Source organism: Gottfriedia solisilvae, from assembly GCF_002128405.1.
Classification (GTDB): domain Bacteria; phylum Bacillota; class Bacilli; order Bacillales; family Bacillaceae_G; genus Gottfriedia; species Gottfriedia solisilvae.
The window spans coordinates 596,467-609,737 of sequence record NZ_NETJ01000004.1; the positions used below are offsets into that span (position 1 = coordinate 596,467).

The 13,271-nt window shown below is 34.6% G+C and carries 12 protein-coding genes; 1 reads left to right on the forward strand and 11 read right to left on the reverse strand.

Annotation, left to right across the window (positions count from 1 at the left end):
- Positions 1-4 precede the first annotated feature (4 nt).
- Positions 5-1,552 (reverse strand): bifunctional GNAT family N-acetyltransferase/carbon-nitrogen hydrolase family protein, encoded by a 1,548-nt coding sequence (locus CAB05_RS16075; RefSeq protein WP_088001609.1) that lies wholly within the window; start codon positions 1,550-1,552, stop codon positions 5-7.
- 350 nt (positions 1,553-1,902) lie between these two features.
- Between CAB05_RS16075 and CAB05_RS16080 the strand changes: the two genes are divergently transcribed.
- Positions 1,903-3,249 carry a S8 family peptidase gene (locus CAB05_RS16080; RefSeq protein WP_088001611.1) on the forward strand — a complete coding sequence of 449 codons (1,347 nt, stop codon included), beginning with the start codon at positions 1,903-1,905 and terminating at the stop codon, positions 3,247-3,249.
- 99 nt (positions 3,250-3,348) lie between these two features.
- On the opposite strand, the gene CAB05_RS16085 is transcribed toward CAB05_RS16080, so the two are convergent.
- From CAB05_RS16085 to yycF, 10 genes are all read right to left on the reverse strand, one after another.
- A complete protein-coding gene (locus CAB05_RS16085; protein WP_088001747.1) occupies positions 3,349-4,851 on the reverse strand; it encodes a malate:quinone oxidoreductase in 1,503 nt (500 codons plus the stop codon).
- Between the two features lie 514 nt (positions 4,852-5,365).
- Positions 5,366-5,584, reverse strand: coding sequence for an ATP-binding protein (locus CAB05_RS16090; protein ID WP_235821533.1), 219 nt, complete (start codon positions 5,582-5,584; stop codon positions 5,366-5,368).
- A gap of 238 nt (positions 5,585-5,822) precedes the next feature.
- The gene (locus tag CAB05_RS16095) at positions 5,823-6,692 is read right to left on the reverse strand and encodes an AraC family transcriptional regulator (protein ID WP_088001613.1); all 870 of its coding nucleotides are present in this window, start codon (positions 6,690-6,692) and stop codon (positions 5,823-5,825) included.
- Positions 6,693-6,897: 205 nt separating this feature from the next.
- On the reverse strand, positions 6,898-7,377 hold the full coding sequence (rlmH, locus tag CAB05_RS16100) for a 23S rRNA (pseudouridine(1915)-N(3))-methyltransferase RlmH (protein ID WP_088001614.1): 480 nt from the start codon (positions 7,375-7,377) through the stop codon (positions 6,898-6,900).
- Between the two features lie 59 nt (positions 7,378-7,436).
- Entirely contained in the window at positions 7,437-7,628 is a 192-nt protein-coding gene (locus CAB05_RS16105) for a CxxH/CxxC protein (RefSeq protein ID WP_088001616.1), read from the reverse strand.
- 74 nt (positions 7,629-7,702) lie between these two features.
- Entirely contained in the window at positions 7,703-8,497 is a 795-nt protein-coding gene (yycJ, locus tag CAB05_RS16110; RefSeq protein WP_088001618.1) for an exodeoxyribonuclease YycJ, read from the reverse strand.
- Positions 8,498-8,520: 23 nt separating this feature from the next.
- Positions 8,521-9,300, reverse strand: coding sequence for a two-component system regulatory protein YycI (locus CAB05_RS16115; protein WP_158093298.1), 780 nt, complete (start codon positions 9,298-9,300; stop codon positions 8,521-8,523).
- On the reverse strand, positions 9,287-10,645 hold the full coding sequence (locus CAB05_RS16120; protein WP_088001622.1) for a YycH family regulatory protein: 1,359 nt from the start codon (positions 10,643-10,645) through the stop codon (positions 9,287-9,289). Before CAB05_RS16120 ends, CAB05_RS16115 begins: the two co-directional genes overlap by 14 nt.
- Positions 10,642-12,477: a cell wall metabolism sensor histidine kinase WalK gene (gene walK / locus CAB05_RS16125; protein WP_088001624.1), complete on the reverse strand. Its 1,836-nt coding sequence runs from the start codon at positions 12,475-12,477 to the stop codon at positions 10,642-10,644. Before walK ends, CAB05_RS16120 begins: the two co-directional genes overlap by 4 nt.
- Positions 12,477-13,181 carry a response regulator YycF gene (gene yycF, locus CAB05_RS16130; RefSeq protein ID WP_088001626.1) on the reverse strand — a complete coding sequence of 235 codons (705 nt, stop codon included), beginning with the start codon at positions 13,179-13,181 and terminating at the stop codon, positions 12,477-12,479. Before yycF ends, walK begins: the two co-directional genes overlap by 1 nt.
- Positions 13,182-13,271 lie beyond the last annotated feature (90 nt).

A 13,271-nucleotide genomic window follows, 5' to 3' on the forward strand; every position in this document is an offset into this window, starting at 1 on the left:
CATCTTACTCTAATTTTAAATTTCTATATTCTATTCTGGACAATTCACGTCGTCGATCACGTAATTGTCTTACTGATTCAGCATTTCTTGAACGTCTTAACTTCTCAATATCAACGTCCCCTACAACAACTGTATCAATATTCGCATCACACTCTCCGACGATCCCATCTTTTGCGAACCCAATATCTGATGGAGAAAAAATGCCAGATTGAGCATACTGAATGTCTACGTTTTCTACGTGTGTTAAATTGCCCACTGTACCTGCAATACAAGTATATACCTGGTTCTCAATTGCGCGTGCTTGTGCACAGTATCGAACACGGAGATATCCTTGACGATCCTCTGTACAGAATGGGACAAAAATAATATTTGCACCTTGATCTACCGCAATCCGTGCTAGCTCTGGAAATTCGATGTCGTAGCTAATTTGAATCGCAATTTTTCCACAGTCCGTGTCAAATACTCGGATTTCATTACCTTCTGCAATCCCCCACCACTTGCGCTCGTTAGGCGTTGCGTGGAGCTTTGACTGTTTCTCAATCGTACCATCGCGTCGAAATAGATACGCCACGTTATAAATATTTTCATTTTCTTCTACGAAATGCGATCCACCAACAATGTTGACGTTATACCTTACAGCAAGTTCGGTAAAAAGTTCAATGTATTTTTCCGTGTATGTTGCAAGACGACGAACTGCTTGATCAGGGCGTTTTTCTTCAAGAAATGACATCAGCTGGGTTGTAAATAGTTCAGGAAATACTGCAAAGTCTGAACCAAAATCAGCGGCAACGTCTACATAGTACTCTATCTGTCGAGTAAAATCATTGAACGATTCAATTTTTTTCATCATGTATTGTATGGCGCATATTCTTACCGGGAAAGATGCTCGATAAACTCTTCTTGATTTAGGTAAGTAATCAATGTTATTCCATTCCATCAAAGTAGCGAAAGAATCGGATGCCTTATCGTCTGGAAGATAGCTTGTGTTAATTCGTTTTGTTGTAAACCCCTCTAATAATTGGAAGGATAAAACTGGATCATAAATGCTATGCTTCTCTACCGCTGCAACATATTCACGCGGTGTCATCTCTTTCTTATACTTATGATAATTAGGGATTCTACCACCTATGATGATGCTCTGGAGATTTAATTGGCGGGTAAGTTCCTTTCGAGCTTCATAAAGACGGTGTCCAATTTTCATACGGCGGTATTCTGGGTCTACCATTACTTCAATACCATATAAATTAGATCCATTTGGGTCATGATTTGTAATATAGCCATTGTCTGTAATGACATTCCACGTATGCTGATCATTATATTCATCAAATTCAACCATGAGACTTGAACATGAACCTACAATTTTATCTTCATATTCTACACAGAATTGACCTTCTGGAAAGATTCGTATATGACTTTCTAACTGTTCCCTTTTCCATCCCTCCATACCTGGAAAGCAGCGGCTTGATAACTTCATAATATCTGCTATATCTTCCATCCGTATGTTCCGTACAATGATTTTCTTCTCATATTTTGATATATCTGTCTCAGACATATTTTCACGTCCTTTCGTTGAAGGTGACGCTTGCTATTTTTTCAAAATAGAAGTCGCTCGAATTTACTTATACAACCGTTATGTTACCCATAAATTCCCTTTTAACATGCAACGAATCATCTTTTAACACAAAAATGACCACTCCTTTTGAGCCCTTGAACCCCGCAGTTAATATAGAGTTAGCTTGGATATAGTTTGGACTTCACCTGTAAGGAGAATCTGTCGAAAGATTTTTAGAGATAAGCTAAGTAAAGACAAGATTAAACAAAATCCCCCCGTTGTGGAAAGAATAAGTAAATTTTATAATTTAATTGTTAGAAAATTCTTAACAAAGAAGCCGGAGGGTTATTATGAAAAATAAATTTATTGCAGGTACTTTAACAGCCGCTTTGAGTGCTGTCACGATCTTTAGTAGTTTAAATATTGGACAAGCTCAGGAGTTGGACAAAAACTATGTAGTTGTCTTTAAGTCAGATACGAATCTTCCTTCTAACTATTTGGAAGTAGTTAAGGGTGCTGGTGGAAAAGTAACAAAGTCATTAGCAAAACTAGGGGTTATTGAAGTTAAATCAGATAACCCAAATTTCTTGGCTGAAATTCAAAAAAACTCAACTGTTTTAAATGCTGGTGTTGAAAATACCATATATCCTGAAGCACCAGTAGATGTTGATGTTCTTCACGAAGATTTTACTAGCAATTCTACAAACGATTTATATAACAAATATCAATGGGACATTAAACAAGTAACTAATAGCGGTGCCTCCTGGAATTTGACAGGTGGGACAGGAAAATCAACAAATGGTAAAGATATTGTAGTAGCCGTAGTAGATACAGGTATCGATTATACTCATCCTGATATCAAAAATAACTACGCTTACGGAAAGTCATTCGTTCCTGGTATAACAAGTGCAATGGATGAAGATGGACATGGAACTCATGTTGCAGGTTCTATCGCGGGCAATGGAAGAGTACTGGGTATCGGGCCTCAATTAAAGGTCGCTGCATATCGTGTATTTGGTCCAGATGGTGGAGCAGCAACATCTGATATTGCTAATGCTTTAATGACAGCAGCAGATGACAATGTTGATGTTGTCAACATGTCACTTGGGGGATACGATTGGTTCCAAAATCCTGAATATGCGACAAAAGACATCGTTGCCGATGTTCGTCTATTCAACCGTGCTATTCAATATGCAATTAAGAATGGGGTAACTGTAGTTGGTTCTGCAGGAAATGCTGGTGTGGATTTATCTAGCCCTGGCAAACTTTCTGGAGATGATAATGGAGCTACACATAGAAGCCCTAGTAGCCAAACATTAATTCGTGTAGCTGCTGGCGGACAAGAGAAAAATTTAACTTATTATTCGAATTATGGAGTAGGAAAAATTGATGTTATCGCTCCAGGTGGTGATTATGGTACAGCTTGGTTAGCTACTGGCGACAAATCACTTAGAGATCCTAATAAATTGTGTTTATCAACTGTTCCTGGTGGATATGCTTTTTATGCAGGTACATCAATGGCTGCCCCTAAAACTGCTGGTCTTGCTGGTGTAATTATTGCTAAATATGGTAAGGATGTTCTCTCTCCTTCACAAGTAAAACATATTATTCAAAGCTCAGCAGATGACTGGTTTAAACCGGGCTATGATGGTGAATCTGGATTTGGGTCGATTAATGCTGTAAGTGCTTTAAAATAATGGTTTAGTCACTAAATAGTAAAAAGGATCTGGGCTTCAGATCCTTTTTACTTAACTTAAACTTTTTGATTATTGAACTTTGTCTTTATATCCAAAGAATTAACTATATACAAGTTCTTTTTCAGTTAGACCAAGCGTCTCAGCAGTTGACGTATGAATTTCTTGTATTAGCTCTGGATGATCCATTAGTGAAATTCCATAAGAAGGAATCATTTCCTTTATTTTAGCTTCCCACTCTTTAATTTGTTCCGGGAAACATTTTTCTAATACCTCAAGCATTACATGAACAGCAGTAGATGCACCTGGTGAAGCACCAAGTAATGCAGCTATTGATCCATCAGCAGCGCTAATCACTTCCGTACCAAATTGAAGTGTTCCCTTACCGCCAGTCTCAGTATCCTTAATAACTTGTACACGTTGCCCCGCTACTACTATATCCCAATCTTCAAGTTGGGCATTTGGAATAAACTCTCGTAATTCTTCCAAACGCTTTTCGTTCGATAGCAATACTTGTTGAATCAAATATTTCGTCAATGACATTTCTTTTACACCAGCTGCTAACATAGTGAAAAGATTATTCGGTTTAACTGAACCGATTAAGTCTAGATTTGAACCAGTTTTTAAAAACTTTGGTGAGAAGCCTGCAAAAGGACCAAACAGCAATGTTTTTTTATTGTCGATGTATCTAGTATCAAGATGTGGAACAGACATTGGAGGTGCGCCAACTTTTGCTTTACCGTACACTTTAGCATGGTGTTGCTCCACAACCTCTGGATTGTTACATACCATAAATAATCCGCTTACTGGAAAGCCCCCAACCTGTTTTGACTCAGGAATACCAGTTTTTTGAAGTAAAGGTAGACTTCCGCCCCCACCACCAATAAAGACGAACTTTGCAGTATGGTAGACAATATTTCCAGTCTCCATATCCAGTACTTTTAATTCCCATGAACCGTCCTTAGTTCTTTTCAGATCTCTAACTTCATGCTGATAATTTATCTCGACGTTTTTACTTTCTAAGTGATCAAATAACATACGAGTTAATGCACCAAAGTTAACATCCGTCCCAGAGTCGATTTTTGTAGCCGCAATCGGTTCATTTGAAATGCGACCTTCCATAATCAATGGAATCCATTCTTTCAGCTTTTCAGGGTCGTCGGAAAATTCCATTCCTTGAAACAAAGGATTGTTTGATAGCGCTTTAAAACGTTTTTTCAAAAACGAAACATTTTCTTCTCCATGAACTAGACTCATGTGAGGTATTGGCATGATAAAGTCCTGCGGATTGCTGATTAGATTACTGTTTACTAGATAAGACCAAAATTGTCTTGAAAGTTGAAACTGTTCATTTATTTGTAAGGCTTTGCTAATATCTATAGACCCGTCAGATTTCTCGGATGTATAGTTAAGCTCGCACAGTGCAGCATGGCCCGTCCCCGCATTATTCCATTCGTTAGAGCTTTCTTCTCCAGCGTTTGCCAGTTTCTCAAACACTTTGATTTCCCATTCCGGTACTAGCTCTTTCAGTAATGAACCTAATGTCGCGCTCATAACTCCTGCACCAATTAAGATAACGTCAGTTTTTTCCTGTCTGTTTATCATTTTACCCACCCTTATCCCCCTATATTTGAAATAAAGAGTAGATGCACCTACCATGATGTCACAAAAATCAAGATGCCATCAATGAACGCACCATTTCCTATTTCAATTATAACTTATTAAATAGTATAACACTATTAAAATAAAACTCATAATAGTATAACACTATTAAATTAAATACTTATTATCCATTTATTACGATTATCCTTATACTAAAATATCTACTATTATCAGATAATTATATACTATTTAAAGCCGGTAAAAAAGTGAGAATCTTTTAATAGCCCTTAGAATAAACAAAAATATCCTAAATTTAGGATTTTTCATGGGAATAAGGCTTTAATTGTCATTTATCATTTATTTGATACCTTATTTTTTTGCTATATTTTTTGTACATTTACTCACTTGTTAATCTGCAGTAATTATTTTTTACTAAAAAAACCATATCAAAAAAGATATGGTTAACTTTATATATTTAATTTTAGTTTTAGGATACGACTAATCATTTGTTTTTGCATTAGTTCTCATTATCTTGATATTTAGGCATACAAATCATTGCTTTAAATAAATCTCCATCAACTTGTATGATAAACTGCCCTTTTTGTATATCAATCAGACTTTTAGCAATAGAAAGACCTAGTCCACTTCCTTGACTATTTCTTGATTCGTCTCCTCTTTTAAAACGTTCCATTAATTCATCCGCCGAAATATCATCATCACAAGCTAAAATGTTCACTTAAATTCTCTCCTATGTATGTATTTCAACATGAAACCACCCCTTTATTTTTGATGTTAACAGGATGATATCAGGAAAATATTAAGAACCACCTAATACAAATCTTAAGATTTTCTTAGGATCAATAAAAACAGCCAGCTTTTTAGGCTGGCTTGTTTAAGGTCATTCTATTTTATTGGTATAGAAGATGCAATAATATATTAGGTCGAAATCAACTCTTATACCTTTAGTCTTCTAACTAACGCTTACTTTTTTCCTTTATTGGCACCCAAACTTCGCTATATACATTTTCATAAGTACCATCATGCTTTGTAAAAGAAATTCCAGGTAGGTCGGCTATCTCATAACCTGAAGATGGCAACCATTCCGAATAAATTTTTGCGGTCGTTTCTTGAAGTGTAGCAGGGAATGGTCCTTGATTAGGGAAAATTGCCCATAAACTTTCTTCAATAGAAAGTTGTTCTAAATCAGCTAATTGATTTACCTTTGTTGTTGCAAAACCAATCATATGAGTTAAGTAACCTTTTTCTTCTAAATAATCATCATCAAAATCATAAGATACATTCAAAACTTGATGTGGATATAAATCAGCTAATTGACGCATCTCATTTCTTTGTTGTTCGGTAATCGACTGAGCTAGTTCTAGAATTGCATTATTGACACCTTCAAATTGTATTGGTACCCTTTTTGATACTCCAACTATATTAAATTTCTCTTTCTTTTCAATTTTGAATTCCATGGATATTCCTCCCCTTATATCGATAAAGAATGAAAATTTGGGAAATGATTTTTGAATTTTATTTTTTGTTACTTCTGAAGGTAAGAAGCCACACCATTCACGAAATGCTCTTGAAAATCCCTCGATTGAATGATAGCCATATTTATAGGCAACATCTGTAACCTTCGCACCGTTTATTAATTCAACATTCGCTACCGATAATCTCCTGTTTTTGATATACTCACTCAATGACATTCCTGCCATATACGAAAACATTCTTTTAAAATGATAATCAGATAGCCCAACTATTTTTGATATTTCTTTTCCGGATATTTCTTCCGTTAAATTTTTTTCGATGTAATCCATTAATTGATTGAATTCTTGTAACATTTCATTTCCCTCCTTTACAGTTACATCATATTGTAACCATTGATTTTTCACTCGATATTTTTTATACGGATTTTATCGGATTAAGATGAAAAACAGCTTAGAAATACTCTAAGCTGCTTTCGTGTTCATTTTTATCCTTTTTAAAATAACCTATGGATTAGACTAACATCTAACTTCTTAGCGGTTGATATATTTAAGAAATCATTTACTTGTGATACGGTTCATTCCGATTAATTCGATAAGCTCTATAAACCTGTTCCACCAAAATTAACTTCATTAATTGATGTGGGAATGTCATTTTTGAAAACGAAAGTGTATCATCCGCTCTTTTCATGACTGCGTCGCTTAAGCCTAGCGATCCCCCAATGACAAATGCTACCTTGCTGTTTCCGTATGTCGCTAATTGATCTATTTTTTTCGCTAGTGATTCTGATGTATGCTCTTTCCCCTTTATCGCAAGTGCAATTACATATGAATCATCAGATATTTTGTTTAGTATTCTTTCGCCTTCTTTTTCTTTCACAATTAACATGTCTGCATCACTTAAGTTCTCTGGTGCTTTTTCATCTGGAACTTCGATTATGTCCATTTTTGCATAACTTGATAATCGTTTTATGTATTCATCTATCCCCATTTTTAAATATTTCTCTTTTAGTTTTCCAACACTGATAATTGAGATATTCACATTATATCCTCACTTTACAAACAAGTTATACACAAAAGTTATCCACATACCCACAATTTCTATCCACATTTAGTGGGGGAATCTATGTTCGATACAATATATATGGCATCATTTTGACAATATTCACAGGTTGTGGATATATTTTGCGTTTTTTCGACTTTATTCAACAATGGCGTTTCACTATACTTATCCACAAAATCATCAAGTGCCCACTCAACATGTTCATCACAACTTACTATTACTTTTTCCATTTATGTTCATCTCCTTAATTTTTCACAAAAAAAATAAGGGAAAGTAAACTCTCCCCTAAAGTATACGTTCATTATTATACATACACTATATCTGTTGGTTTTTGAGGGTCTGTATGATGAAGTGCAAACTGCGTTCCAACTTCAAATCCTTTTCCCTCTAATGTTTGTGTAACAGACATTTTGGCAAGTTCTTTCATGTTATTATCTTGGCTTAAATGTGCAAGATAAATACGTTGTGTTTTATCTCCAATAACATCAGCCATTGCTAATGCTGCATCCTCGTTAGATACATGCCCCACATCGCTTAAAATACGTCTTTTAATACTCCAAGGATATTTACCCATACGTAACATTTCTACATCATGATTGCTCTCAAAAATGTACATATCAGCATTCGAAATAATGCCTTTCATACGATCACTAACATACCCTGTATCCGTTATTGTTACAAATTTTTTCCCATTATGATGAAATACGTAAAACATTGGTTCGGCAGCATCATGTGATACGCCAAATGATTCGACTTCTAAATCCCCAAATTGATGCGTCGTTTCCATATTAAAAATGAACTTTTGCTCCGTTGGAATATCTCCAATTAGATGGTTCATTGCTTTCCATGTTTTTTCATTTGCATAAATTGGGACTTGGTATCTTCTTGCGAGTACACCAAGCCCTTTAATATGATCACTATGCTCATGAGTAACAAGTATGCCAGAGACTTCTTTAATATCCCTATTAATATCCTTAAACAACGACTCCATCGCCTTACCGCTTAGCCCGGCATCAACTAAAAGCTTTGTTTGCTCCGTCCCAACGTACAACGCATTTCCGGTACTCCCACTTGCAAGTACACTAAAATGCAAACTCATACTTACTCACCACTCCACTGTAATTATTCTATCTTATTAACTTGTCCTTCTATAGCGTTCACGAAATAATCCCGTTCTTCATTTACTACCAAATGCCAAGCCGGTGCAATTACCTTAACGCCAGTCGATAACGGAATTAATGTGTAATATCCGAAATCAACTTTTGTCACTCGATCGTCTGGCTTTAACTCGTCTTTTACATAAAGATTTTCGATTGCTTTAATTGCAGGAAGAACTTCTTGTACATCTTTTTTATCTACCATGTCTTTTAAATCTTCAATATATCGTTGTCGATAAGAAACAATTTCATCATTATCATTATACTTAATTTCTACAACAGAGCTATCAATATTATAAATGAGTCGATCTTTATAACTTTGACAGAAATAGAAAGTTTTTGTACTAACATCCCTCTTGCAGAAACGATAACTATTGCCATTCCAAACATACTCTTTGACAAAATTCTCTAAGAAGAAAATTCTATTGGTTTCAGGGAGCTTTACTACGTCTTTTAATCGACTTTGAAGCACATCTTTATAAATATCGATGTCCTGTCCTTTTTGCTTTGTAATTGTTTTATCAGTGAAAATTTTGCTATTACCTACGATATATGTCTCTTTTAAGGATTCTTTAGGTAAAGCAACATATGTGATGTCATTCGCCTTTAACTGGTCTTCAATCGTAGATTCTGCGATAACATCAATTTGGTAATTGCTCTTTTTTTGATAGTATTGAATCGCTAAAAACAAGTCTAACACTAAGAATGTTAAAATAAATATTGTTTTGATTCTACTCCAATCCAACAATATTCACCCCAATTCTGCTTAGCATATCTTGATCAATCTTCTTATAGGTGTCTCCATAATGGATAATCCACACAGGCTTTAATTCTACTGCCCGACTGTAATAAGGTTGACTCATTGTTGTTTCTTTTTCACTATTAAAGATAGTTTCATATCCAATACTAATATCTTTAATTAATGATTCATTTATCGTTTTATTTTTCTTAATGACTTCCATGATTTGTGGACCAGACATTAATTCTACTTCACTTTCGTTTTTCTCCATACGATACTCAAATTTGTATAATGGACGTTTAAATGTTTGTACGTCATCTGTTCCCAACTTTGTTGATATCGTAGCATTTTTATAAACAGGTAGATTGTTTACATAAAATCTAAAGGATACTTCACTTTTATCTGGTTCAATACTCGTTAATACATAATGATCAGTCCAACCGCCATGTTGATTTATAAATCCGAAGCTTCTTTCAACTAATGAACTCGAGCTTTGGCTGTTGTCCTCTGCAGTAGTCGGATTAACAAATGTAAGCGAACGGTTTAATTGTGATACTGTCATTAATCTTGTACCATCTGTAAATGTATCGCCAGAGCTACTGCTCTCTTTTCTAACTTTTGATGGATCGTAAAAAATTGCATCCTTTAGCTTATCAATTGCAATGTCAGAAGTTAAATATTCAATCGTTTTTAATTTCACAGTTTTCTTAGGTAAATAAATAAATTTTCCAGAATCTAGCTCGAATTTCGAGCATTCAATATAATGGTCATAGTTATTTTTTACTTTTTCAACCGCTGATATTACTTCTGAATTATCAAAGATCGCTTCGTATAATACATTTAGTGACTCATTTGCAAAATAAATCTTTGTAGAATCATCTTGTTTAGTTGAAAGGCTAATAATCATTCGGTCAAAAAGAACATTTTGTAATCTTTTTGAATCTATGTTTAGCACCTTATTCAACGTTTCAATTGGAATTAAAGTTGGAAAAATAATTTCAACCTTATTTTTTCCTTTTGTAATCCCCTGATAATTTTCTAGAGACGTTTTACTCGTTATATTACTAAAACTAGATATTTCTGTTTTTTGTAATGCTCTATATAACGGTAAAATATTGTTTTGCTTCGTTGTTAAATAATGATTATTTGTTTCATGCACAATTAATTCAGTAGGCACTACTACATCCTTATATTGTTTCTTTGCACCAATCGAAACATTTTGTACATAATCATAATTGGAATTTTGCATAACATCGTATGCTGGTTGGTACGATAATAAGCTATAAGAAAGAACCAAACTGATTGCAACTAAAGTAGATAATATAATTGATTTTATATGTTCACTTTTCATTCCCACTCATCCTCTTGGTCATCAGCTACCGGAAGCGTGAAATAAACTGTTGTACCCTTTCCTTCTTCACTTTTAGCCCAAATATGACCATCATGCGCATAAATCATCTCTTTTGCGATTGCTAGTCCAAGTCCTGTGCCTCCAACTTGTCTTGAACGAGCTTTATCTACTCGATAAAAACGATCAAATATTTTTGCTAAATTATCTTTCGGAATTCCCATACCTTCATCTGTAATGCTGACAAGTATTTGATCCCTTGATTCTTTAATTCTAAAGGTAACTTTACCACCTTCTGGCGAATACTTTAATGCATTTGAAATAATATTATCTAAAACCTGCGTGATCTTATCTTCATCGATAAAAACAAATCTTGTTTTATTTAAAAACTCTCGTTTAAATGTAACTTCTTGAGATTTACTCATTTCGTGACGATCTATGATTCGATTAAATAGCTCAGTAAAGTTCACCCAATCCTTTAACAAGCGATACTCTGTACTATCTAATTTAGAAAGCTGTAATAAATCGTTAACTAATCGAATCATTCTTTCCGTTTCATCCTGGGTGACTTGTAAGAATTTAGGTGCTATATCTTTGTTCTCCCAAGCTCCATCAGAAAGTGCTTCTAAGTAACTTCTCATTGTTGTTAATGGTGTTCTTAATTCATGCGATACATTCGCTACGAATTCTCTACGTTCTTGCTCTATTTTTTCTTGCTCTGTTACATCATAAAGTACAGCAATTAAACCATTTACTTTTCCTGTATCCTTTTGGATTGTTGAAAAGCTTGAACGGATAATCATTGGACGCTTATTTTCACTATAATCAAGCATAATTGAATCTGGCTCTTCATATAAGTCGTCTAATGTATGAACCTTTTCAATGCCAAGCACTTCTAAAATAGACTGATTTAATACTGTTTCACGTGAAACATTCAACATCGCTTCAGCTGGATCATTTAATAGAATAATTTTGCCTCGACGGTCTGTTGCGATAACACCATCAGTCATATGTTCTAGTACAGATTGAAGTTTTCTTCTTTCACCCTCAGTAGACGCTCTTGCTTGTTGTAGGTTCCGTGATAGATTATTAAATGATATCGTAAGTTCACCAATCTCATCTTCGCTATAAGCCCTTAGCTTACGAGAAAAATTACCTTTTGCCATTTCTTGAGCCTGTCTTCTTATCTCTGAAATTGGCTTAGTAATTGCTTTCGCTAAAAGTATTCCTAGAATTGACGTAATAGCAACTGCAATCAGTGTTCCCGTAGAAAAAATACGATTAATTAATTCCATCCTATCGTACGTACTTTCCATTGAAGCACTTGTGTAAATGGCAGCAACTGTTTCGTCATTTTCAAATACTGGAATAACGATGATTCTCATTCGATGGCCATTCTTACGATCTAATAAAACTTTTTCGGTATTCGTACCTGCTAAGAGAGCCCTCTTAATTAGTATATCAGTCGTTCGTTTTCCGATAATTGTCCGATTGTTGGAATCTGATGTGGCAATTACCTCACTGTTTTGGTTTACAACCCTTACATCAGATATACCGATGTTTTCCCCAAAGTCTGAAACAATCTTTTGAATTTTTTCTTTTACTTCTGGATCATCAAGGGTTTTCTTTTTTTCGTACTCTATTTTAATATTATAGGCTAGCATATTTGCGCGTTCATTTATTGAATCTGAAAAGTTATTTACTAATTGTTTTTCAAGTTCTCTAGAAAAATAAACGCTGATTACTTGCATCGCAACTAATATAAGCAATATATATACAAGCACAAATTTAAATACGATTGATTGAAATAAACCTACTTTATTTTTGGCTGCCATTAATCTTGCTCCGGATCACGTAAGTAGTAGCCTACTCCTCTTCTAGTTACAATAAATAATGGATAACTTGGATTATCCTCAATTTTTTCACGTAGTCTTCTGATTGTTACGTCTACAGTTCGTACATCTCCGAAATAGTCGTATCCCCAAACTGTTTGAAGCAAGTGTTCTCGTGTCATAACTTGACCGATATGCTTCGCTAAATAGTACAGTAATTCAAATTCACGATGAGTTAATTCTATTTTTTCTCCCCGTTTTGTTACGATATACGCATTCGGATTGATGACTAGCGAGCCAATCACAACCTCAACTGACTCTTCTTTTTCAGACGATGCACCAGTCTGATGTCTTCTTAAGTTAGCTTTTACTCTGGCAAGCAATTCTCTTGTACTAAATGGTTTCGTTACATAGTCATCTGCTCCCATTTCTAAACCTAATACTTTATCTAATTCAGAGTCTTTTGCTGTAATCATAATGATCGGCATTTCATGGTTTTTACGGATTTCTCTACATACCTCTAGACCATCTCTAATTGGTAACATAATATCTAATAAAACTAAATCAGGTAGAAACTCATCTACTTTTTGTAATGCTTCATCTCCGTCGTACGCACAAACAATTTCAAAACCTTCTTTTTCAAGGTTAAATTTTAATATATCTGCAATTGGTTTTTCATCATCCACTATTAGTATTTTCTTATTCATTCCCCGCACTCCTTTTCTAGTAAGTTTAGCTGCATGCCATTTCTATTCATAGCTTTAGCAATTTCATAATAAATTAGGCAACAATTAAAC

What these genes read in the sequence shown, in the direction of transcription:
- yycF (WP_088001626.1), bottom strand. Translation starts at nt 13,181, where the DNA reads ATGAATAAGAAAATACTAATAGTGGATGATGAAAAACCAATTGCAGAT.
- CAB05_RS16120 (WP_088001622.1), bottom strand. Translation starts at nt 10,645, where the DNA reads ATGAAAAGTGAACATATAAAATCAATTATATTATCTACTTTAGTTGCA.
- CAB05_RS16085 (WP_088001747.1), bottom strand. Translation starts at nt 4,851, where the DNA reads ATGATAAACAGACAGGAAAAAACTGACGTTATCTTAATTGGTGCAGGA.
- CAB05_RS16080 (WP_088001611.1), top strand. Translation starts at nt 1,903, where the DNA reads ATGAAAAATAAATTTATTGCAGGTACTTTAACAGCCGCTTTGAGTGCT.
- walK (WP_088001624.1), bottom strand. Translation starts at nt 12,477, where the DNA reads ATGGCAGCCAAAAATAAAGTAGGTTTATTTCAATCAATCGTATTTAAA.
- CAB05_RS16105 (WP_088001616.1), bottom strand. Translation starts at nt 7,628, where the DNA reads ATGGAAAAAGTAATAGTAAGTTGTGATGAACATGTTGAGTGGGCACTT.
- CAB05_RS16075 (WP_088001609.1), bottom strand. Translation starts at nt 1,552, where the DNA reads ATGTCTGAGACAGATATATCAAAATATGAGAAGAAAATCATTGTACGG.
- CAB05_RS16095 (WP_088001613.1), bottom strand. Translation starts at nt 6,692, where the DNA reads ATGTTACAAGAATTCAATCAATTAATGGATTACATCGAAAAAAATTTA.
- yycJ (WP_088001618.1), bottom strand. Translation starts at nt 8,497, where the DNA reads ATGAGTTTGCATTTTAGTGTACTTGCAAGTGGGAGTACCGGAAATGCG.